Here is a 22853-nt window from a genome sequence, read left to right on the forward strand (position 1 = left end):
GGGGTGGGGGCGTGCATGAATGAGGAATTGCAGCGCAGCCTGGCGGCGGTGCGCGGAGAAATCGACGCGATCGACGATCAGTTGCTCGATCTTTTGAACCGGCGCGCCCGCTGCGCCCAGCGTGTCGGCGAAATCAAGGCCGAACACGGCGAGGCCGGTTTCATCTACCGGCCCGAACGGGAAGCGCAGGTGCTGCGCCGAATCCAGGACGGCAATCCCGGACCGCTGTCGAGCGATAGCGTCACCTGGTTCTTCCGCGAGGTCATGTCGGCGTGTCTGTCGCTCGAAAAACCGCTCGGCGTCGCCTTCCTCGGCCCGCTCGGCACCTTTTCCGAGAGTGCGGCCGTCAAGCATTTCGGCCATGCGGCGCAGTTGTCGCCGCAGGTGTCGATCGACGATGTCTTCCGCGAAGTCGAATCGCGGCACGCCGATTATGCCGTCGTGCCGATCGAGAACTCGACCGAAGGCGCGATCGGGCGGACGATGGATCTGCTGATGGCGACGCCGCTGCAGATCTGCGGTGAAGTGGTGTTGCGGATTCATCAGCACCTCCTGTCGCGCGAGCCGTCGCTGGACAAGATCACCAAGGTTTATTCGCACGCGCAGTCGCTGGCGCAGTGCCATGAGTGGCTGAACCGCATGTTGCCGCAGGCGCAGCGGATTTCGATGGGCAGCAACGCCCAGGCGGCCCAGCAGGCCAGCGCCGAGCCGGGCGCGGCGGCGATCGCCGGCGATGCGGCGGCGGACCGTTACGGTTTGCCCAAGCTCGCCTCCAATATCGAGGACGAGCCCAACAACACGACGCGTTTTGTGGTTCTTGGCCACCAGCCGACCGGTCCGTCGGGACGCGACAAGACCTCGCTGATCATGTCGGCGCCCAATCGTACCGGTTCGCTCTGCGATCTGTTGATCCCGTTCTCCGAAGCCGGTGTGTCGATGTCGCGCCTGGAATCGCGGCCGGCCCGGCATACGCTCTGGGAATACGTCTTCTACGTCGATGTCGAAGGGCATCGCGACGAGCCGAAAATCGCTGCCGCGCTCGAACAACTCGCCCAGCGTGCCGCCTATTTCAAGGTGCTCGGCTCCTATCCCCTGGCGGCGTACTGAGGGACGATCCGTGGGGACCGAAGCAGAGTTTGGCAAGCTTGTGGTATTTGGCGTCGGGTTGATCGGCGGCTCGTTCTCGCTGGCGCTCAAGGCCGTCGGCCAGGTCGGTGAAGTCGTCGGTTTTGGCCGTAGCCTCGGCAGTCTGTCGCAAGCCATCGATCTCGGCATCATCGACCGTGTTGGCGCCAATCCCGGCGCCGAAGTCGCCGATGCCGACATTGTCCTGATTGCCACGCCGGTGGCGCAGATGCCCGATATCATGGCGAAGATCGCCCCTTATCTCGGGCCGGAGACGCTGGTCACTGATGGTGGCAGCACCAAGAGCGATGTCGTCGCGGCGGCGCGCGCGCATCTGGGCGATCGCATCGATCGCTTCGTGCCCGGCCATCCGATTGCCGGCGCTGAAAACAGCGGACCGGCGGCGGCCAGCGCGATGCTGTATCGCGGCAAGAAAGTGGTGCTGACGCCCCTGCCGGAGAATTCGACGCTCGACGTCGCCCGGCTGCGTTCGGCCTGGGAGTGGTGCGGCGCGCAGGTGCATCAACTGACGCCGGGCGAGCACGATCGTGTTTTCGCCGCTGTCAGTCATCTGCCGCATCTCTTGTCCTTCGCGCTGGTGCATGATCTTGCGCGGCGGGAAAACGGCGAGCAGTTCTTCAATTTCGCGGCGAGCGGATTCCGCGATTTCACCCGGATCGCGGCAAGCCATCCGGAGATGTGGCGCGATATCTGTCTGGCGAATAGGGCGGCGCTGCTCGACGAACTCGATCGCTATCAGACACAGCTCGGCGAGTTGCGCGCGGCCCTCGACCAAGGCGATGGCGCTGCGCTCGAAGAGGTCTTCGCCGTCGCCCGTGCGGCGCGGCGCGCCTGGGCCGACGGCAAACTCAAGGAATAGCATGGATTTCATCGATCTGCCGCAGGCCTGCGGCGCGCAGGGTAGCGTTCGCCTGCCGGGGTCCAAGAGTATTTCGAATCGCGTGCTTCTGCTCGCGGCGCTGGCCTCGGGCGAAACCGAGGTGCGCGACCTGCTCGCCTCCGACGACACCGAACGCATGCTCGAAGCGCTGCAGGCGCTCGGCGTCGGCGTCACGTCGCTGGGCGACAATGCCTGGCGCATTGCTGGCGTCGGTGGGAATTTCCCGTGCCGTTCGGCCGATCTCTTTCTCGGCAACGCCGGCACGGCGTTTCGTTCGCTGACCGCGGTGCTGGCGTTGGCCGGCGGCCACTACCGTCTCTCCGGTGTTGCGCGCATGCACGAGCGCCCGATCGGTGATCTTGTCGATGCGCTACGGCAGGTTGGCGCAGAAATCACTTATCTTGGCGAGGAGCGTTTTCCGCCGCTGGAAATTCGTCCGGCGTCGGTCCGGCCAGGCGGTGTCGTGCAAGTGCGCGGCGACGTCTCGAGCCAGTTCCTCACCGGCTTGCTGATGGCCTTGCCGCTGACCGGCGTCGAGACGACGGTGGAGGTGGTCGGCGAACTGATTTCCAAGCCCTACATCGATATCACGCTGGCGGTCATGGCGCGTTTCGGCGTCACGGTGACGCGCCAAGGCTGGCAGCGTTTCGTCGTTCCGGCGGCGAGCGCGTATCGTTCGCCGGGAGTGATCTATGTCGAAGGCGATGCCTCGTCGGCCTCGTATTTTCTTGCGCTCGGCGCGCTTGGCGGGCCAGTCCGCGTCGAGGGCGTCGGCGCCGATTCGATTCAGGGTGACGTGAGATTCGCCGAAGCGCTCGAATCGATGGGCGCCCGCATCACGCGTGGTCCGAACTGGATCGAGGCGCAGGCGCCCGCCACCGGACGGTTGCGCGGCATCGATCTCGATTGCAATGCCATTCCCGATGCGGCGATGACGTTGGCGACGCTGGCGCTGTTTGCCGACGGTGAAACGCGTTTGCGCAACATCGCCAGTTGGCGTGTCAAGGAGACCGACCGCATCGCAGCGATGGCGACCGAGTTGCGCAAGCTCGGTGCCGCCGTCGAAGAAGGTAGCGATTTCCTGCGCGTGGCGCCGCCGCCCGTTTTGCGCTCGCCAGCGGCGGGTATCGATACCTATGACGATCACCGCATGGCGATGTGCTTTTCGCTGGTGGCATTCGGCACGCCGCTGCGTATCAACGATCCGCGCTGCGTGGCCAAGACTTTCCCTGACTATTTCGAGCATTTCTCCATGGTGACAGAAGCTGTTCCGGTCATTGCCATCGACGGCCCGTCGGCCTCGGGCAAGGGCACCGTCGCCGCCCGCGTGGCGGCAGCGTTGGGTTGGCATTACCTCGATTCGGGCGCGCTCTACCGGCTGACGGCGCTGGCGGCGCAGCGCGCCGGCGTGGCCTGGGACGACGAAGCCGGTGTCGCGGCGCTGGCGGCGACGCTTGACGTCGACTTTACCGAAACGGCGATCCGCTTGGCCGGCGAGGATGTTGGCGATGCGATCCGGCAGGAAACGATTTCGGTCGGTGCTTCGCGCGTCGCCGCGCTGCCGGCCGTACGCGATGCCTTGCTCTTCCGGCAGCGCGCTTTCCGTCGGGCGCCCGGGCTGGTAGGCGATGGCCGCGACATGGGCTCGGTCGTCTTCCCCGACGCGACGACCAAGGTCTTTCTGACCGCGAGCGTCGAGGTACGTGCTGAACGTCGTTATAAGCAGTTGATCGAAAAAGGAATCGCTGCTAACATCCAACCTCTTTTGCAGGATCTGCGCGAACGCGACGAACGCGACAGCCAACGTGCTGTGGCGCCGCTCCGGCAAAACGAAGACGCCCGTCTCCTCGACACCACCGAGATGACCATCCAGCAAGCGGTGAATCAGGTACTGACCTGGAGCGGCAAGGTTTTGTAGCAAGCAAGGGCAGGGCGGCGTCAAGCCGTCGTGCAGGTGTCGTCCTCTCTGACCAGGCGCTGGTGCCGATGTCGGGAGGATGGCTTTTTTAAACTTAACTCCGCAGTCATGCGGATAGGTCACCATCATGTCATCCATCCCCACCACGCAAGAAAGTTTTGCCGATCTTTTCGAAGCCAGCCTGACGCGCCAGGAAATGCGCCAAGGCGAGGTCATCACGGCCGAAGTCGTGCGCATCGACCAGAACTTTGTTGTCGTTAACGCCGGACTCAAGTCCGAAAGCTACATCGAACGCGAAGAATTCCTCAGCGACCAGGGAGAACTCGAAGTCAACATCGGTGATTTCGTTCAGGTCGCTATCGAGCAACTCGAAAACGGTTTCGGCGAGACCCGTCTCTCGCGCGAACGCGCCAAGCGCGTTGCGGCCTGGAACTACCTCGAAGAAGCCCTCAACAAGGGTTCGCTGATCACCGGTACGATTACCGGCAAGGTCAAGGGCGGTCTCACCGTCATGGCCAACAGCGTGCGCGCCTTCCTGCCCGGTTCGCTCGTCGATATGCGCCCGGTCAAGGACACCACGCCGTACGAAGGCAAGACCTTCGAATTCAAGGTCATCAAGCTCGATCGCAAGCGTAACAACGTCGTCGTTTCGCGCCGTGCCGTGCTCGAAGCGACGGTGGGTGAAGAGCGCGAAGCGCTGCTGTCGAACCTCAAGGAAGGCAGCATCGTCAAGGGCGTCGTCAAGAACATCACCGACTACGGTGCATTCGTCGACCTCGGCGGCATCGACGGCCTCCTCCACATCACCGACCTGGCCTGGCGCCGTGTGCGTCACCCGTCGGAAGTGCTGGCGGTTGGCGACGAAGTGCAAGCCAAGATCCTCAAGTTCGACCAGGACAAGAATCGCGTCTCGCTCGGCCTCAAGCAGCTCGGCGAAGATCCGTGGGTCGGCATCGCCCGTCGCTATCCGCAAGGCACCCGCCTGTTCGGCAAGGTCACCAACCTGACCGACTACGGTGCTTTCGTTGAAATCGAACAGGGCATCGAAGGCCTCGTCCACGTGTCGGAAATGGACTGGACCAACAAGAACGTGCATCCGTCGAAGGTCGTCCAACTCGGCGACGAAGTCGAGGTGATGATCCTCGAAATCGACGAAGAGCGTCGTCGTATCTCGCTCGGCATGAAGCAGTGCGTCGCCAATCCGTGGGACGACTTCGCGATGAACCACAAGAAGGGCGACAAGGTGAAGGGCGCGATCAAGTCGATCACCGACTTCGGCGTCTTCATCGGCCTGCCGGGTGGCATCGACGGTCTCGTGCACCTCTCCGACCTGTCGTGGTCGACGCCGGGCGAGGAAGCGATCCGCAACTTCAAGAAGGGTGACGAAGTCGAAGCCGTCGTGCTCGCCATCGACACCGAGAAGGAGCGTATCTCGCTGGGTATCAAGCAGCTCGACAGCGATCCGTACACCAGCTTCATCGCCACCCACGAGAAGAATGCCATCGTCAAGGGTACGGTCAAGTCGGTTGACGCCCGTGGCGCCGTGGTCACGCTTGAAGGGGACATGGACGGTTATCTGCGTGCTTCCGAAGTGTCGCGCGATCGTATCGACGACCTGACCAAGGTTTACAAGGAAGGCGACGAGGTCGAGGCGATGATCATCAACATCGACCGCAAGACCCGTTCGATCAATCTGTCGATCAAGGCCAAGGATCAGGCTGAGCAGCACGAGGCGATGCAGAAGTTCTCGGCGGAAAGCAGTGTCAGCTCGGGAACGACGAACCTCGGCGCATTGTTGAAGGCCAAGCTGAACAGCCAACAATAAGGTTCCAGCATGACCAAGTCAGATCTGATCGCTCGTCTCGCAGAGCGCTTCCCGCAACTCGTTGCGAAGGATGCTGATTTCGCGGTCAAGATGATTCTCGATGCGATGGCTGAGGCGCTGGCCAAAGGCGATCGTATCGAGATTCGCGGATTCGGCAGTTTTGCGTTGAATTACCGGCCGCCACGCGTGGGCCGGAACCCGAAATCCGGGGACAAGGTGAGCGTTCCCGAGAAATGGGTACCGCATTTCAAGGCTGGCAAGGAATTGCGCGAGCGTGTCGATGGCACGCTCCTGGCAGGATAAGCTTGAACCAAAGCACCATGGGCGGCAACGCGAGTTGTCGCCCATTTTTTTAGCGGAAGCAACAGGGTACGGCAGCCGGACTTGCCCGATGGCCGACCTGGTGCGACCGATCAGCGGTTCGCGGTGGTCGATGCTCGATGCGCGTTTCCGGTTGAGGCACACGGCGCATTCTCTTCTTTCGATGGTGGATCATGATTGAATTCGAGTACTGGCAGTTGCTGTTTTTTCCGCTGTTCTTCGTGCTTGGCTGGGCCGCGGCACGAATCGATATCCGGCATCTTGTGCGCGAGTCGCGCGCCTTGCCGCGTTCCTATTTCCAAGGCCTGAATTTTCTGCTCAACGAGCAGCCGGATCGCGCCATCGAGGCTTTCGTCGATGCCGTGCGTGTCGATCCGCAAACCGTTGAGTTGCACTTCGCGCTCGGCAGTCTTTTCCGACGCCGGGGCGAAACCGAGCGTGCCATCCGCATGCACCAGACGCTGATCGAGCGCGAGGACCTGCCGCAGGACCTCAAGCTGCAGGCGATGTCCGAACTCGGTCAGGATTTTCTCAAGGCCGGTCTGCTTGATCGCGCCGAGGAAATTTTCGAAAAACTGCGCGAAAGCAGCATCGCCGAAGAGGCCAAGCGCTATCTGCTGGAAATCTACCAGCAGGAAAAGGATTGGGCGAAAGCGATCGCGATCGCCGCCGAACTGCCCGATGTCGCGACGCTCAAGGATGTCGCCGAATACTATTGCGAACTGGCAGCGGCCGAACAGATGCGCTCGCGGCCCGAGCAGGCGCGTCAGCATCTGCAGACGGCGCTGGAGAAGAATCGCAAGTGCGTGCGCGCCAGCCTGCTGACGGGTGACATCGACCTGCAACAGGAGCGTTATGCCGATGCGATCGCCAGCTGGCAGCGCATCGAACAGCAGGACCCGATTTACCTCGCGCTCGTTGCGCCGCGCCTGCTCGACGCCTTTCGCAAGATGGACCGGCGCAGCGAAGGCCTGCAACTGCTGCGCGGCTATCTCGACCGCTATCCCTCGCTCGATCTGCTCGACGTGGTCTTCGAACTGGTTCTCGAGAGCGACGGCCCGGAGGCGGCCTACGACCTTGTGCGCGACGAGTTGAAGCGCAACCCGACGCTGCTCGGGCTCGAGCGGCTGATCCAGGCCCGGTTGCTGACGGCGCCGCCCGAGACGCGGGTCGATCTCGACCTCGCCAAGGGCATCGTTCAGACGTATACCCGCCGCCTCGCGCGCTACCGGTGCGATAATTGCGGTTTCAAGGCGCGCCAGTTCTATTGGCGCTGTCCGGCGTGTGGCGGTTGGGAAACTTATTCGCCGAAACGCACCGAAGAATTTGAACTTACCCCGTAGGAAACTTTCATGGTTCTTGGAGATTTTTCGAAGGTCCGCCTGCTTGTCGTCGGCGACGTGATGCTCGACCGCTACTGGTTCGGCGACGTTTCGCGCATTTCGCCGGAAGCGCCGGTGCCGGTCGTCAAGATCGAGCGCAGCGAGGAACGCCCGGGCGGCGCGGCCAACGTCGCGCGCAACGCTGCGGCGCTCGGTGCCCAGGTTTCCCTGCTGGCGCTGGTCGGGAATGATGAGCCGGGCGACAGCTTGCGGCGACTTGTCGAAGCCGGTGGCATCGACGCCAGCTTGTATGTGGATGAAGGCATCACGACGACGGTCAAGCTGCGGGTCATCGGCCGTCAGCAACAATTGCTGCGCATCGATTTCGAGAATCCGCCGTCACACGAAGTCTTGCTCGCCAAGTTGTCCGAGTTCGAGCGGCGGTTGCCCGGCTGCGATGCTGTGCTGTTTTCCGATTACGGCAAGGGCGGGCTGACGCACATCAGCGAAATGATCCGGCTGGCCAAGGCGGCCGGGAAAGTGGTGCTCGTCGATCCCAAGGGCGATGACTACAGCATTTATGCCGGCGCGACGGTGATTACGCCGAACCGGTCGGAAATGCGCCAGGTCGTCGGGCGCTGGAAGGACGATGCCGAGCTTGAAAGCAAGGCCGTGGCACTGCGTCAGCAACTTGGCCTTGAAGCTTTGCTGGTCACGCGCAGCGAGGAAGGCATGTCGCTCTTCCACGCCGGCGGTGCCATTCATGAAAAAGCGGTGGCGCGCGAGGTGTTCGACGTTTCCGGTGCCGGTGACACCGTCATCGCCACGCTGGCGGTGATGCTTGCCTATGGCGCGCCGTGGGCCGAGGCGATCCATGTGGCGAATATCGCCGCCGGCATCGTCGTCGCAAAACTGGGTACGGCGGTCTGTCCGCGCGACGAACTCGACGCCGCCCTGAAATAAGGAGATTCCATGTATACCATCGTCACCGGCGCTGCCGGCTTTATCGGTTCCAACATCGTCAAGGCGCTGAACGAGCGCGGCGAAACCAACATCATCGCGGTCGACAACCTGACCCGCGCCGACAAGTTCCGCAATCTCGTCGATTGCGAAGTGGCCGACTATCTCGACAAGGAAGATTTCCTCGATCGCTTGCTGGCCGGCGACTTCGACGGCGACGTCAAGGCGATTTTCCACGAAGGTGCCTGCTCCGACACGATGGAGACCGACGGGCGCTACATGATGGAGAACAACTTCCGCTACTCGCAGGACATGCTCGACTGGTGTCTCGACCAGCAGGTCCAGTTCCTCTACGCTTCCAGCGCCGCAACCTACGGCGCCAGTAACGAATTCCGCGAGGAGCGGCCCTATGAGTCGCCGCTCAACGTCTACGGCTATTCCAAGTTCCTCTTCGACCAGGTCGTGCGGCAGCGTCTGCCGCAGGCGAAATCGCAGGTCGTCGGTTTCCGCTATTTCAACGTCTATGGTCCGCGCGAATCGCACAAGGGACGCATGGCGTCGGTGGCTTTCCACCATTACAACCAGTTCCGCGCCGAGGGCAAGGTCCGCTTGTTCGAAGGCTGCGACGGGTATGGTCACGGCGAGCAGAAGCGCGATTTCGTCTATGTCGGTGACGTTGCCAAGGTCAATCTCTTCTTCCTCGATCTTCCCGAGAAGTCGGGTATTTTCAACCTCGGCACCGGTCGTGCTCAAAGCTTCAACGAACTCGCCGCGGCCAACGTCAATAGCTGTCGCGGCCTCAAAGGCGGATCGCCGCTGCCGCTGGCTGATCTGCTCAAGCAGGGGCTGATCGAATATATTCCCTTCCCCGAAGCGCTCAAGGGCAAGTACCAGAGCTTTACCCAGGCCGATCTTTCGAAGCTGCGTGCCGCCGGCTACGAGGCGCCGTTCGCCAGTGTCGAGGAAGGCGTCGCGCAGTATGTCGATTGGATGAGCCGTCATGTATAAGACTCTTGAGGATACCGTCGGCCAGACGCCGCTGGTACGCCTGAAGCGCCTGCCCGGCAAACTCGTCGAGGCACGCGGCACGGTGGTGCTGGCCAAGCTCGAAGGCAACAATCCGGCCGGATCGGTGAAGGACCGGCCGGCGCTGTCGATGATCCGCCACGCCGAGCGGCGTGGCACGATTCGTCCCGGCGATACCCTGATCGAGGCGACCTCGGGCAATACCGGCATTGCGCTGGCGATGGCGGCGGCGACCTCGGGCTACCGGATGATCCTGGTGATGCCGGAAAACCAGAGCGTCGAGCGACGCCAGACGATGCGGGCCTTCGGTGCCGAACTGGTGCTGACGCCGAGGGATGGCGGCATGGAACTGGCACGTGACGTGGCCGAACGCATGCGCGACGAAGGTCGCGGCATCATCCTCGACCAGTTCGCCAATCCGGACAATCCGCTCGCGCACTACGAGGGGACCGGGCCGGAAATCTGGACGGAGACGCAGGGACGTGTGACCCACTTCGTCAGCAGCATGGGGACGACGGGGACGATCATGGGCGTCTCGCGCTATCTCAAGGAGCAGAATCCCGCCGTCTGCATCGTCGGTTGCCAGCCCGAAGACGGTTCGCAGATTCCCGGCATCCGCAAGTGGCCGGAAGAGTATTTGCCGAAGATCTACGAGCGGGCACGCGTTGACCGGATCGAGCCGGTGTCGCAGGCCGATGCCGAGGAAATGACGCGTCGCCTGGCGCGCGAAGAAGGTATTTTTGCCGGTATCTCGTCCGGTGGTGCAATCGCCGCCGCCTTGCGCGTAGCGGCAGAAGTCGAGAACGCGACGATCGTGACGATCGTTTGCGACCGCGGTGATCGCTATCTGTCGACGGGTGTGTTTCCGGGATGAGCGCTGTTCTCGTCTTCGACATCGAAACCATTCCCGACGTCGATGGGTTGCGGCGCTTGCATGGTCTGGATGCGTCGCTGTCCGACGCCGAGATCGCGGAAATGGCGTTCCAGCAGCGCCGGTCGCAGCATGGCAGCGATTTTCTGCCGCATTACCTGCAGCGCGTCGCCGTGATTTCCTGCGCGCTGCGTTCGGGCAAGGACCTCAAGGTATGGTCGCTGGCGGCGCCTGAGCAGGGCGAGGGCGAGATCATCCAGCGGTTTTTCGATGGCATCGAGAAGTACACGCCGCAACTGGTCTCATGGAACGGCGGTGGCTTCGACCTGCCGGTCCTGCATTACCGTGGTCTGGTGCATGGCGTGACGGCACCGCGCTACTGGGATCTCGGTGACGGCGATTTCGGCGACAGCCGCGAATTCAAGTGGAATAACTACATCAGTCGTTACCACACGCGTCACCTCGATCTCATGGACTTGCTCGCGCTGTATCAACCGCGGGCGAACGCGCCGCTCGACGACCTTGCCAAGATGATCGGCTTTCCCGGCAAGCTCGGCATGGACGGCAGCAAGGTGTGGGAGGCCTGGTTGGCGGGTGAAATCGCCGGAATCCGCGATTACTGCGAAACCGATGTGATGAATACCTATCTCGTCTATCAGCGTTTCCGCCTGATGCGCGGAGAGCTTACGCGTGAGGAATACGAGGCTGAAATGACCTTCGTCAGGAGCGAACTGTCGGCGATCGACAAGCCGCACTGGCGGGAATTCGTGGCGGCCTGGGCCGGATAGTCTCCGGCATGCCGCCCGGATTAGGCGTCGCGCGAACCGCGCAGCGTGTCGATGGCGACAGCCAGAGCTTGCGGCAGGGCGGCGATGGCGATGAAGAGAACGGCGAGCAGCGATTGACTCAGATGCATTCGTATTTCCTTTGATATGTGTCGTTGGTATGCAGGAGCCATTTTATCGACGGCGGCGCGGGCTGGCTGTTGGCTTTGTTCATGGCTTCGTTGTCGGTCTGTAACGGCCGGCGAACGCCGGTGCGGCGACCTTCTTTGGGCTGAGGCGGGGATCGTTTATAGTAGCGGTTATGCCAAAAATCGCCATTGCCCAAATGAACGCCACGGTCGGGGATATCCCCGGCAACGCGGCCAAAATTCTCGATTTCGCCCGCCGCGCCAAGGCGCTCGGTGCCGATGTCCTGCTGACGCCGGAACTCATGCTCTGTGGTTATCCGCCGGAGGATCTGCTCTTCCGTCAGGACTTTTATGCAGCATGCGAGCGCGAACTCGACGCCCTGGCGCTCGCCTTGCCCGATCTCGACATGATCGTCGGATATCCGCTGCTGCAGGACGGACGGAGTTTCAACGCCGCCAGCTTGTTGCGTGGCGGCCGTCGGGTTGCGACCTACCGCAAGCAGCGCCTGCCGAACTACGAAGTCTTCGACGAGGAGCGTTATTTCGACGCCTGCGACGAGGCTTGTGTCGTCGAGATCAAGGGCGTGCGCTGCGGAATCAATATTTGTGCCGACGTCTGGGAGGCCGGGTCGGCCGATCGGGCGCGCGACGCTGGTGCCGAGGTTCTGCTGGTGCTCAATGCCTCGCCGTATCACATCGGCAAGCGCGACTTGCGCGCGCAGGTCCTGCGCGAGCGGATCGCCGCCACCGGCTTGCCGGTGGTCTATGCCAATCTGGTTGGCGGACAGGATGAATTGGTGTTCGACGGCGGTTCGTTCGCGCTCGATGCGCAGGGCGAGGTGCGTTGTCGCTTGCCGCACTTCGAGGAAGCGCTGGAAATCGTCGAGATCGTCGATGGCGCGCCCTTGCCCGGGCCGATTGCCGAGCCGGCTTCGGTCGAAGGCGAGGTATATCAGGCGCTGGTGCTTGGTGTGCGCGACTATCTCGGCAAGAACGGATTTCCCGGTGCCATCATCGGCTTGTCCGGTGGCATCGATTCGGCCCTGACGCTCTGCGTCGCGGTCGATGCGCTCGGCGCCGACAAGGTTCGTGCGGTAATGATGCCATCGCCTTATACCGCGCAAATGAGCCTCGACGATTCGCGCGAAATGATCCGTCTGCTCGGCGTGCGTTATGACGAAATTCCGATCGAGCCGGCAATGACGACGTTCGCCGCCATGCTTGAGAAAGAATTCGCCGGATTGCCTGCCGATACGACCGAAGAAAACCTGCAGGCGCGCATCCGCGGCATGATTCTGATGGCATTGTCGAACAAGACCGGGTCGCTGGTGCTGACGACAGGCAACAAGTCGGAAATGGCGGTGGGATATTGCACGCTGTACGGCGATATGGCCGGTGGGTTCGCGGTAATCAAGGATATCGCCAAGACACTGGTCTATCGAATTTCCAACTGGCGTAATACGGTGTCGTATGCCATTCCTGAGCGCATCATCACGCGGCCGCCTTCAGCCGAGCTGAAGCCGGGTCAGACCGACCAGGATAGCCTGCCGCCGTACGAGGTGCTTGATGCGATCGTCGAAGCCTACATGGAGCGCGACGTCAGTCCCAAGGACATCATCGCCCGCGGTTATGCTGAGGCGGATGTGCGTCGTGTTGTGCGCCTGTTGAAGATCAACGAATACAAGCGGCGCCAGGCGCCGGTCGGTATTCGCGTCACCCAGCGCGGATTCGGCAAGGACTGGCGTTATCCGATAACCAATCGTTACCGCGATCCCTTCTGATTCTGTTAGGATTGGGACGGAATCCAGCCCTTATCTTTTCCGGGAGAAAGTGAATGAAGAAAATCGAAGCTGTCATCAAGCCGTTCAAGCTCGACGAGGTACGCGAGGCGTTGTCGGAAATTGGCGTATCCGGGTTGACGGTGACGGAGGTCAAAGGCTTCGGACGGCAGAAGGGGCATACCGAGCTGTATCGTGGTGCAGAATACGTCGTCGATTTCCTGCCCAAAGTTAAGATTGAGATCGTCGTGCCTGACGGGTCGGTCGATGCGGCGATCGAGTCGATCATCAAGGCGGCGCATACCGGAAAGATCGGCGACGGCAAGATTTTCGTCACCAACGTCGAACAGGTGGTCCGTATTCGCACTGGCGAAACCGGCGAAGAAGCGGTCTGATCGGCGGGTTCCCCGCTTTCTCCGCGACCCGCTGAGGCGGGTCGCGTCGTTTCAGCGCGGCGGGCGTCCCTCGCTCGCCTGCAGCAGTACCCACAGCGCGCCCTCGCCGCCGTCGGCCAGCGGGGCGTGGCAGAACGCCAGTACATGTTTGCTGCGCATCAGCCATCCCTTGACGAGGTGTCTTAGCACGCCTTCACGGCCTGGCGAGCCGAAGCCGCGGCCGTGCACGATGCGCAGGCAGCGCTTGCCGCTGGCAAGCGATTCGGCGACGAATTCACTGACGGCTTGGTGCGCTTCATGGCGATTCATGCCGTGCAGGTCGATATGGTTCTGGATCGACCAACGCCCGCGTCGCAGGTCGCGCAGCACGTTGCGCGGCAGTCCGGTGCGCAGGTAGGAGGTGACTTCGCCAAGTGTGACGAGGTCGTCGATTTCGAGCGGACCATGCAGCGATTCGGCAATGGCCGCCGCTTCGTCCTGTTCGCGCTGGCGCGCCCTCGGTCGTGGCTTGGGGGGCTCGTGGACGACGCGGGCGTCTGCCGGCAATGGCACCGCATCGGCGACGGCTGCGCGGAACGCGGCAATGTCGTCGGGAGTAGGAATCGGATGCTTCATGAGGGCGCGAGACTCGAAACGGGCAAGCCGACACCGGCCTTCCGTGGAAGGCGGTGTCGGCGGAACATCGGGGGCTGCGTGCGAGGCTTGGTTTAGCCGCTCAGTTGGTCGAGATAACGCTCGGCGTCCAGCGCGGCCATGCAGCCGCTGCCTGCCGAAGTGCAGGCCTGACGATAGATGTGATCCTGCACGTCGCCGGCAGCGAAAACGCCCTTGATGCTGGTCTGCGTGGCGTTGCCATGACGGCCGCCCTGGGTGACGATGTAGCCGTTGTCGAGTTCAAGCTGGCCGACGAACAGGTCAGTGTTCGGCTTGTGGCCGATCGCAACGAAAACGCCGTCGAGCGGGATGTCTTCCGTGGCGCCGGTTTGCGTGTTCTTGACGCGCAGACCGGTGACGCCGGTCTTGTCGCCAAGGATTTCGTCGACGGTCGAGTTCCACTTGAGCGTGACCTTGCCGGCTTCAGCTTTTTCGAACAGCTTGTCCTGCATGATTTTTTCGCTGCGTAGCTTGTCGCGGCGATGGACGAGCGTGACGTGACTGGCGATGTTGGCGAGATAAAGCGCCTCTTCGACAGCCGTGTTTCCGCCGCCGATGACTGCGACGCGCTTGTTGCGGTAGAAGAATCCGTCGCAGGTGGCGCAGGCGGACACACCGCGACCGGCGAAGGTTTCCTCGGAAGGCAGACCGAGATATTGAGCCGAAGCGCCGGTAGCGATGATCAGCGCGTCGCAGGTGTAGGTGCCGGCGTCGCCGATCAGCATGAACGGTTTCTCGCCCAGCTTTGCCGTGTGGATATGGTCAAAGACAATGTCGGTCTCGAAACGACGGGCGTGTGCCTCGAACTGCTGCATGAGTTCCGGACCTTGAATGCCTTCCGCTGCGGCCGGCCAGTTGTCGACTTCAGTGGTCGTCATCAACTGGCCGCCCTGGGCCATGCCCGTGATCAAGACGGGCTTCAAATTGGCACGCGCAGCATAGACGGCCGCCGTGTATCCAGCCGGACCGGAACCCAGAATCAGCAGAGGAGAATGGCGGGTAACGTGCGACATGTTGTTTTTCCTCCTAGAAATGGACTAGGATGATTATACCGGCTTGATCCGGACAATTAGAGGCAGCCAGTAGTGCGAAGCCTAATAATTATTTTGACATTTCGGGGTCTGTTTTAGGGGGTGTGATATGGCGTCTAATTTGGCGTCGCTAAGAGCCGTACCGCTGTTTGCTGGCGTGCCCGATGAGCAATTGGAATTGGTTGCTCGCGTGGCTGTGAAGCGAAAATTTCCCAAACATCGCACGGTGGTGTTTGCGGGCGATAAGACAAGCGCGCTTTATGTGATCGTAAGCGGCAGTGCCAAGGTGTTGAGCCGTGATTCGGAAGGAAGGGAAGTGATTCTTGCCTTTCTCTCCCAGGGCGAATGTTTTGGCGAAATGGGGTTGATCGACGGCGAACCGCGTTCAGCGGATGTCGTCGTGGTGGATCCTAGCGAATTGCTGGAGATTTCCAGAGATGATCTGGTGAAGGCCTTCAAGCAAAGCTCGGACCTCAGCCTGAATATCATGAAGAGCCTGGTTACGCGCCTGCGGCAGGCAAATTGGAAGATCGAAGGTTTGGCGCTGATGGATGTCTATGGTCGCGTCGCCAAGAATCTGTTCGATTTGTCCGAAGTCGTCGGCGGTGTGCGCATCATCCGGCACAAGGTCACCAAGCAGGATATGGCCAAGCTGGTCGGGGCGTCGCGCGAAATGGTGACTCGGGTGATGAAGGATCTGGAGAGAAGCGGTTATATCCGGATTAACGATGGCAACATCGTCATTACGATGGACTGAGACGCTGCGCTTCGGAATCGGGAGCCTCGCGGCAGTGGCCGCGAGGCTCCCGGTTGTCGGCATTGGGCAGTTATAATGCGACTTTGTTTGTCCTGACGAGTCGCAGTATCCATGGCCATCTCACGTAAGATATCCGGCGCTTCGGTCGGCGTCTCTGCTGCGACGCCGAGCCCCTTGCCCGAGAAAATCGCGGTGGTGCTGCAAGAATCACGCTGGTTGGCCCTGATCGCCTTCTCGGCGTTTCTTGCCCTGTCGTTGTGGGGCTATCAGAAGGGCGACCCCGGTTGGTCGCATGCGGTTCAGGGCAAGGTCTTGCAGAATCCCGCCGGTCGTGGTGGCGCCTGGCTGTCCGATTTGCTGCTCTATGTATTCGGCATTTCCGCCTGGTGGTGGGTGGTGTTGCTGCTTGCCTGCGTATGGTGGGGATACCGTCGTCTCGATGGTTTGCGGGGAGTGGATCGGCGTCCTCTCTACATCGCGCTGTTGGGTTTCGTCGCGGTGATCGTGTCGAGCTGCGGACTCGAGGCGCTACGGTTTTATTCGCTCAAGGCGCAGTTGCCCTTGGCGCCGGGAGGCGTTCTCGGCATGGAAATCGGGCGCGTCGCGGTGCGCTATCTCGGGTATACCGGGGCGACGCTGATTCTGCTGTCCGCCTGGATGCTCGGCTGGAGCATTTTCTCAGGGATGTCGTGGGTCAGTGCCGCCGAGCGCTTCGGTCGATTCATCGAAATGCTGCTGGGCGGTTCGTATCATCTGTTCGATCGTTGGCGCGATCGGCGCATCGGGCGCGAAGTTGCGCGCGAGCGCGATGCCGTCGTTGAAGTCGAGAAAAAACGGGTGGCGCCGCACGAGCCGATTGTGGTCGAGGCGCCGGAAGTGGAGATCAAGCGCTCGGTCAAGGTCGAAAAGCGGATCGAGCGCGAAAAGCAGGTGCTGCTCTTTCCGGAAGCTGTCGAGGGCGGGCTGTTGCCGCCCTTGCACCTGCTTGAACCGATCCCCGAACACAAAGAGCAGATCAGCGTCGAAGGCCTCGATACCACGTCACGGCTGATCGAGCGGAAACTCGCCGATTTCGGTGTCATCGTCAAAGTCCTGGCGGCGTATCCCGGGCCGGTCATTACCCGCTACGAAATCGAGCCGGCGGTCGGCGTCAAGGGGGCGCAGATCGTCAATCTCGCCAAGGACCTGGCACGCGCCTTGTCGATGGCGTCGATCCGTGTCGTCGAGACAGTGCCCGGAAAGTCCTGCATGGCGCTGGAATTGCCGAATGCCAAGCGGCAGACGGTACGCCTGTCCGAAATCATTTCGAGCGCGGCCTACCACGACATGAACTCGTCGCTCGCCATGACGCTCGGCAAGGACATCGGTGGGCAGCCGGTCGTCGTCGATCTCGCCAAGATGCCGCACCTGCTGGTCGCCGGGACGACCGGGTCGGGCAAGTCGGTCGGCATCAACGCGATGATTCTTTCCTTGCTTTACAAGTCGGAGCCGGAGAAGGTCCGGCTGATCCTCGTCGATCCGAAGATGCTTGAACTGTCGATCTACGAAGGAATTCCGCACCTTCTGGCGCCGGTCGTCGTCGACATGAAGCATGCCGCCAACGCACTCAACTGGTGTGTCGCCGAGATGGAGCGCCGCTACAAGCTGATGTCGGCGGTCGGCGTGCGCAACATTGCCGGTCTCAACCACCGCATTCGCGATGCGCAGAAACTCGGCAACCGGCTGCCGAATCCCTTGTCGCTGACACCGGAGACGCCGGAACCGCTCGAATTGATGCCGAACATCGTCGTCGTGATCGACGAGTTGGCCGACCTGATGATGGTCGCCGGCAAGAAGGTCGAACAGCTGATTGCGCGGCTCGCCCAGAAAGCGCGGGCGGCCGGCATTCACCTGATTCTGGCGACGCAGCGGCCGTCGGTCGACGTGATCACCGGTCTCATCAAGGCCAATATTCCGACGCGGATTTCTTTCCAGGTGTCGTCGAAGATCGATTCGCGCACGATTCTCGACCAGATGGGCGCCGAAGCGCTGCTCGGACAGGGCGATATGCTTTACCTCGCGCCGGGAGTCGGCTATCCGACGCGTGTTCACGGGGCCTTCGTTGCCGACGAGGAGGTGCATCGCGTCGTCGATTCGCTCAAGAAGGCGGCGGCGCCGCAGTATGTCGAGGGCGTGCTCTCGGGGGGGGGGCTCGATGACGACGGCGACGCCGGCGGCGCGAGCGGCGAGTTGGGGGGCGACGCCGAAGCAGACGCCTTGTACGACCAGGCCGTCGAGGTCGTGATGAAAAATCGCCGCGCCTCGATTTCGTTGGTGCAGCGGCATCTGCGTATCGGCTACAACCGTTCGGCGCGACTGATCGAAGCAATGGAGAAGGCCGGGCTGGTCTCGGCAATGGATGCGCGCGGCGGTCGCGAAGTGCTGGCGCGCAAGGAAGAGAACTGATGCGGAAATTGTGGTGTGTATTGGCATTGTTGTTGGTGAGCCAGGGAGCGGCGGCCGGCGCGATCGAGCGCTTGCATCAATTCCTCGATTCGACGCGGACCTTGCGGGCGGGATTCACGCAGATCGTCGTTGCCAAGAATGGCAAGCGACCGCAGCAATCGTCGGGCGTCATGATTTTTGTCCGTCCGGGAAAATTCCGCTGGCAGATCGAGAAGCCCTACAGTCAGCTCCTGGTTGGCGACGGTGAGAAGATCTGGATCTATGATCCGGACTTGCGCCAGGTGACGGTCAAGAAGGCCGGGCAGGCCTTGGGCGGCACACCGGCGTCCTTGCTGGCCGGCGAGAGCGGCGGCAAAGCGACGCTGGAACGCAACTTCAGCTTGCGCGAAGCCGGCGAGCGGGAAGGGCTGGAATGGGTCGAGGCCTTGCCGAAAACGCAGGAGAGCGGCTTCGAGAAGTTGCGACTGGGTTTTGCCGGCAGCGAATTGAAGGCGATGGAACTCTTCGATAACTTCGGCCAGACGACTTCGCTGTATTTCGAAAACCTCGAGCGCAATCCGTCGATTGCGCCGTCCTTATTACGGTTTACGCCGCCTAGCGGCGTCGATGTCATCAGTGAGTGATCTTTTTTCAACGCCGCACGTGGTGCCCTTGGCCGAAAGCCTGCGGCCCAGGACGCTGGACGATGTCATCGGCCAGCAGCATCTGCTCGGGCCGGGCAAACCGCTGCGCTTGGCGTTTGAAGCGCGCAAGCCGCATTCCCTGATCCTCTGGGGGCCGCCGGGGGTGGGCAAGACGACGCTGGCGCGGTTGATGGCCGATGCCTTCGATGCCGAATTCGTCGCGCTGTCGGCGGTTTTTTCCGGTGTCAAGGATATCCGCGAGGCAGTTGCCCATGCCGAGGCGGTGCGCGCGAACAGTGGTCGCTCGACGATTCTCTTCGTCGATGAGGTGCATCGCTTCAACAAGGCGCAGCAGGATGCCTTCTTGCCGTATGTCGAAGCCGGTTTGTTGACCCTGGTCGGCGCGACGACCGAGAATCCTTCGTTCGAAGTGAACTCGGCTCTGCTGTCGCGAGCGTCGGTGTATGTGCTGCATCCGCTGTCCGTCGATGAAATGGGGCTTTTGTTCGAACGTGCCTGCGCGCGGGCGCTGGATGGATTGAGCTTCGACGAGGCGGCGCGCGGCCGACTCATCGGGTGTGCCGACGGTGACGCACGGCGCCTCATCAATCTGCTCGAACAGACGCAGACGGCGGCGCTGACGGCGAAGCGCGCGCATGTCGATGGCGACTTCATCGACAATACGCTGGCGCAGAGTCTGCGCCGTTTCGACAAGGGCGGCGAAGCCTTCTACGACCAGATCTCGGCGTTGCATAAATCGGTGCGCGGGTCGAATCCCGATGCCGCGCTCTATTGGTTCTGCCGCATGCTTGATGGTGGCGCCGATCCGCGTTATCTGGCGCGGCGCATCGTGCGCATGGCCTGGGAGGACATCGGGCTGGCCGATCCGCGTGCGGCGCAGGTGGCAACCGCCGCTGCCGAAACCTACGAGCGGCTCGGGTCGCCGGAAGGCGAGTTGGCGCTGGCCGAGGCGGTCATTTACCTGGCGGTGGCGGCCAAGTCGAATGCCGCCTACGTCGCGTATAATGCCGCTCGGGCGTTCGTCGCCAACGATGGTTCCCGGGCGGTGCCGCTGCATCTGCGCAATGCGCCGACGCGGCTGATGCGCGATCTCGACTATGGCAAGCATTATCGCTATGCGCACGACGAGGCCGAAGCCTACGCGGCGGGCGAGAATTACTTTCCCGAGGGTATGCCGACGGTATCGTGGTACCAACCGGTGGCGCGCGGGATGGAATTGAAGATTGGCGAAAAGCTTGCGCACCTGCGCGAACTCGATCGCGAAGCGTTGAAGAACGCGAGAAAAACGAAAGAATCGAAAAACTCTAAGGACTAGCACCATGCTCGACATTCAATTGCTGCGGACCCAAATCGATGTGGTCTGCGAACGACTTGCAACGCGCGGCTATACGCTCGATACGGCCACTTTCCAGACGCTCGAGGCTGAGCGCAAGACGCTGCAGACGCGCACTCAGGATCTTCAGGCCTCGCGCAACAGCCTGTCGAAGCAGGTTGGCCAACTCAAAAGCAAGGGCGAGGACGCCTCGGCGGTGATGGCCGAAGTCGCCGCGCTCAAGAGCGAACTGGAAGCCAACGAGGCACGTCTGGGCGAATTGCTCAAGGAGCTTGAGGGATTCGTGGCGACGATCCCGAACCTGCCGCAGGAAAGCGTCCCGGTCGGCAAGTCGGAAGGCGATAATGTCGAAGTGCATCGCTGGGGGGCGCCGCGTCAGTTCGATTTTGCTGTCAAGGATCACGTCGATATCGGCGAGGGCTTGGGGCAGATCGATTTCGCCGCGGCAGCCAAGATTTCCGGCGCGCGCTTCTCGCTGCTCAAGGCCGGGATTGCCCGCCTGCATCGTGCGCTGTCGCAGTTCATGCTCGATGTGCATACCACCGAACACGGCTACACCGAAGTTTATACCCCCTATCTCGTCAATTCGGCGAGCATGTTCGGGACCGGGCAATTGCCGAAATTCGAGGCCGATCTCTTCAAGATCCTGCGCCCGGACGCCGAGCCGCTGTACCTGATCCCGACCGCCGAAGTGCCGGTGACCAACCTCGTGCGCGACGAAATCCTGGCGCACGATGCGCTGCCGCTGAAGCTTGTTTGTCATACGCCGTGCTTCCGCTCGGAAGCCGGGTCCTACGGCAAGGATACGCGTGGCATGATCCGTCAGCACCAGTTCGACAAGGTCGAGCTTGTCCAGGTCGTTGCGGCCGACAAGTCGAACGAGGCCCACGAGGCGCTTACGCGTCATGCCGAAGTCATTCTGGAAAAGCTGGGTCTGCCGTATCGTCGCGTGGCGCTGTGCACGGGCGACATGGGGTTCTCGTCCGCCAAGACCTACGATCTTGAAGTCTGGTTGCCGGCGCAGAATACCTACCGGGAAATTTCCTCGTGCTCGAATTTCGAGGCCTTCCAGGCGCGGCGCATGCAGGCGCGTTGCCGCAACGAGAAGAACAAGACCGAACTCGTCCATACCTTGAACGGTTCGGGTCTGGCGGTCGGGCGTACGCTCGTGGCGATTCTCGAAAACTACCAGAATGCCGATGGTAGCGTTACGGTGCCTCCGGTGCTTCGTCCCTATCTGGGGGGGCTTGAAACGATTTCCAAATAAATTTTTCGGATTTTCGTTTCATTGGTTCATACGGCGGTTCGAAGCGTTTGAGGATATCCGCGAAGACGCGGATGTTCTCGGTCATGATGACGGCTTCGCCGCCGCGCCCCTTGCCCGACTTGAGCCGCCGGTAATACTGCGGCTTGGCCAGCAGGGGCAGCACCTGCTTCATTTCATACCAGGCGTCCGGGTTCTTGCCGAGCGTTCGTGCGAGGTGGCGGGCGCCGTTGAGGTGTCCCATGCCGAGGTTATAGGCGGCGAGCGCGAGCCATGTCCGGTCGGGTTCGCGCGCGCTGGCCGGCAGCGCATCGCGCAATTCGACGAGGTATTGCGCGCCGGCGCGGACGCTCTGGGCCGCATTCAGCCGGTTGCCGACGCGCAGATGGTCGGCAGTCTCCGCCGTCAGCATCATCATGCCGCGCACGCCGGTCGCACTGGTGGCCAGCGGATCCCAGCGCGATTCCTGATAGGCGAGCGCCGCCAGCAGGCGCCAGTCGATGCCGGTGCGGATTTGTGCCTCCTGAAACATCGGTCTGTAGAGCGGCAGCGTGCTGCGCATGCGTTCGATGAATATCGCCGTGTCATCGGTGGTAAGGCGGTTGACGTGGCCGAAATAGCGATCCTTGAGCCGGTCGAGTTCACCGCTTGCTTCCATGCGGCGGAGAAAGTCGTCGCCGCGGGCGATGAAGTCCGGGGGTATCTCTTTCGCGTAGGTCCACACGATCGGATGGTCCGGCCCAAGTTGCAGCGAATCTTGAAGCTCCGGGTGGAAATTGCTGCCGATGTCATAGGCTGCCTCGCTGACCAGTGCGATCTCGTATCGCTGTTCGGCAACGCCCGCCATCAATTCGAGTTCGGTGGCATGCTCGACCGGGACGACGGTGAGTCGATGCACGCGCTTTCCGGCGGCGCGCAGGGCGGTTTCCTGGCGCGAGCCGGCGACGACATGGACCGTGCGACCGGCAAGCTGCTTGAGTTGCGTGATCGGCAATGAGGCCTCGTGCGTGACGATGACGTCGCGGCTTTGGGCGTACGCCTGGCTGTGGTGGGTGCCGAGTTCATTTTCCGGCGCCGACCAGGCAATGGCGAGGTGGCCTTCGCCGCGTTCGAGTCTTTCCTTGACATCCATGTCACTGCCGGCGACGACGAAGCGGCTGCGCAGGCCGATATCGGTGGCGAAGCGCTGCGCCAGGTCGTGTTCGAAGCCGCTCACCTCGCCGGGGGCGTCGCGCGTGTAGGTCGTGATCCCGACTCGGGTCAGGATCACGAGCTCCCGCGTCTTGTCCACGGGTTGCGGCACGCTGTTTTCACAACCGGCCAGAAAAAGCACTAAAAAAACGACAAGCAGGCGCATTGTTCAAAATACT

20 protein-coding genes are annotated in these 22853 nt (G+C 61.9%); 17 read left to right on the forward strand and 3 right to left on the reverse strand.

Features of this window, described 5'->3' with window-relative positions; all coding sequences use genetic code 11:
- Positions 1-15: 15 nt before the first annotated feature.
- The 12 genes from pheA to BLR25_RS07960 all read left to right on the forward strand — a co-directional run bounded on the left by pheA (position 16) and on the right by BLR25_RS07960 (position 13355).
- Positions 16-1107, forward strand: coding sequence for a prephenate dehydratase (gene pheA / locus BLR25_RS07905; protein WP_091936299.1), 1092 nt, complete (start codon positions 16-18; stop codon positions 1105-1107).
- 10 nt (positions 1108-1117) lie between these two features.
- A complete protein-coding gene (locus BLR25_RS07910) occupies positions 1118-2005 on the forward strand; it encodes a prephenate dehydrogenase (RefSeq protein WP_245715496.1) in 888 nt (295 codons plus the stop codon).
- A gap of 1 nt (position 2006) precedes the next feature.
- Positions 2007-3944: a bifunctional 3-phosphoshikimate 1-carboxyvinyltransferase/cytidylate kinase gene (locus BLR25_RS07915; RefSeq protein ID WP_091936304.1), complete on the forward strand. Its 1938-nt coding sequence runs from the start codon at positions 2007-2009 to the stop codon at positions 3942-3944.
- A 127-nt stretch (positions 3945-4071) separates the two neighbouring features.
- Positions 4072-5769 carry a 30S ribosomal protein S1 gene (rpsA, locus tag BLR25_RS07920; protein WP_176785800.1) on the forward strand — a complete coding sequence of 566 codons (1698 nt, stop codon included), beginning with the start codon at positions 4072-4074 and terminating at the stop codon, positions 5767-5769.
- A gap of 9 nt (positions 5770-5778) precedes the next feature.
- Positions 5779-6072: an integration host factor subunit beta gene (locus BLR25_RS07925; RefSeq protein ID WP_091936308.1), complete on the forward strand. Its 294-nt coding sequence runs from the start codon at positions 5779-5781 to the stop codon at positions 6070-6072.
- Positions 6073-6266: 194 nt separating this feature from the next.
- Complete coding sequence (gene lapB / locus BLR25_RS07930) at positions 6267-7433, forward strand: lipopolysaccharide assembly protein LapB (RefSeq protein ID WP_091936570.1); 1167 nt, start codon at positions 6267-6269, stop codon at positions 7431-7433.
- A gap of 9 nt (positions 7434-7442) precedes the next feature.
- A complete protein-coding gene (gene rfaE1 / locus BLR25_RS07935; protein WP_091936310.1) occupies positions 7443-8375 on the forward strand; it encodes a D-glycero-beta-D-manno-heptose-7-phosphate kinase in 933 nt (310 codons plus the stop codon).
- Between the two features lie 9 nt (positions 8376-8384).
- Complete coding sequence (rfaD, locus tag BLR25_RS07940) at positions 8385-9380, forward strand: ADP-glyceromanno-heptose 6-epimerase (RefSeq protein WP_091936312.1); 996 nt, start codon at positions 8385-8387, stop codon at positions 9378-9380.
- On the forward strand, positions 9373-10272 hold the full coding sequence (cysM, locus tag BLR25_RS07945) for a cysteine synthase CysM (protein WP_091936314.1): 900 nt from the start codon (positions 9373-9375) through the stop codon (positions 10270-10272). The genes rfaD and cysM overlap by 8 nt, the downstream gene beginning before the upstream one ends.
- Positions 10269-11057, forward strand: a complete 789-nt coding sequence (locus BLR25_RS07950; RefSeq protein ID WP_091936316.1) for a 3'-5' exonuclease — start codon at positions 10269-10271, stop codon at positions 11055-11057. Before cysM ends, BLR25_RS07950 begins: the two co-directional genes overlap by 4 nt.
- A 322-nt stretch (positions 11058-11379) precedes the next feature.
- Positions 11380-12963 (forward strand): NAD+ synthase, encoded by a 1584-nt coding sequence (locus BLR25_RS07955; RefSeq protein WP_245715497.1) that lies wholly within the window; start codon positions 11380-11382, stop codon positions 12961-12963.
- A 53-nt stretch (positions 12964-13016) separates the two neighbouring features.
- Positions 13017-13355 (forward strand): P-II family nitrogen regulator, encoded by a 339-nt coding sequence (locus BLR25_RS07960; RefSeq protein WP_091936320.1) that lies wholly within the window; start codon positions 13017-13019, stop codon positions 13353-13355.
- Between the two features lie 51 nt (positions 13356-13406).
- Here BLR25_RS07960 and BLR25_RS07965 read toward each other — a convergent pair whose 3' ends face one another.
- On the reverse strand, positions 13407-13970 hold the full coding sequence (locus BLR25_RS07965; RefSeq protein ID WP_091936322.1) for a Smr/MutS family protein: 564 nt from the start codon (positions 13968-13970) through the stop codon (positions 13407-13409).
- A gap of 92 nt (positions 13971-14062) precedes the next feature.
- Positions 14063-15022 (reverse strand): thioredoxin-disulfide reductase, encoded by a 960-nt coding sequence (gene trxB / locus BLR25_RS07970; RefSeq protein WP_091936324.1) that lies wholly within the window; start codon positions 15020-15022, stop codon positions 14063-14065.
- Between the two features lie 127 nt (positions 15023-15149).
- Between trxB and BLR25_RS07975 the strand changes: the two genes are divergently transcribed.
- The 5 genes from BLR25_RS07975 to serS all read left to right on the forward strand — a co-directional run bounded on the left by BLR25_RS07975 (position 15150) and on the right by serS (position 21486).
- Positions 15150-15797 carry a Crp/Fnr family transcriptional regulator gene (locus BLR25_RS07975; RefSeq protein WP_091936326.1) on the forward strand — a complete coding sequence of 216 codons (648 nt, stop codon included), beginning with the start codon at positions 15150-15152 and terminating at the stop codon, positions 15795-15797.
- Between the two features lie 111 nt (positions 15798-15908).
- Positions 15909-18242 (forward strand): DNA translocase FtsK, encoded by a 2334-nt coding sequence (locus BLR25_RS07980; RefSeq protein ID WP_091936328.1) that lies wholly within the window; start codon positions 15909-15911, stop codon positions 18240-18242.
- On the forward strand, positions 18242-18865 hold the full coding sequence (gene lolA / locus BLR25_RS07985) for an outer membrane lipoprotein periplasmic chaperone LolA (RefSeq protein ID WP_091936329.1): 624 nt from the start codon (positions 18242-18244) through the stop codon (positions 18863-18865). Before BLR25_RS07980 ends, lolA begins: the two co-directional genes overlap by 1 nt.
- A complete protein-coding gene (locus BLR25_RS07990) occupies positions 18858-20201 on the forward strand; it encodes a replication-associated recombination protein A (RefSeq protein WP_245715498.1) in 1344 nt (447 codons plus the stop codon). The genes lolA and BLR25_RS07990 overlap by 8 nt, the downstream gene beginning before the upstream one ends.
- Positions 20202-20205: 4 nt before the next feature.
- Positions 20206-21486 carry a serine--tRNA ligase gene (gene serS, locus BLR25_RS07995; RefSeq protein WP_091936333.1) on the forward strand — a complete coding sequence of 427 codons (1281 nt, stop codon included), beginning with the start codon at positions 20206-20208 and terminating at the stop codon, positions 21484-21486.
- Here the strand turns inward: serS and mltF are convergent.
- On the reverse strand, positions 21428-22840 hold the full coding sequence (gene mltF, locus BLR25_RS08000; RefSeq protein ID WP_091936334.1) for a membrane-bound lytic murein transglycosylase MltF: 1413 nt from the start codon (positions 22838-22840) through the stop codon (positions 21428-21430). The genes serS and mltF overlap by 59 nt on opposite strands.
- Positions 22841-22853: the final 13 nt, after the last annotated feature.

Origin of the sequence: Propionivibrio dicarboxylicus, assembly GCF_900099695.1 — a bacterium.
GTDB classification, from domain to species: domain Bacteria; phylum Pseudomonadota; class Gammaproteobacteria; order Burkholderiales; family Rhodocyclaceae; genus Propionivibrio; species Propionivibrio dicarboxylicus.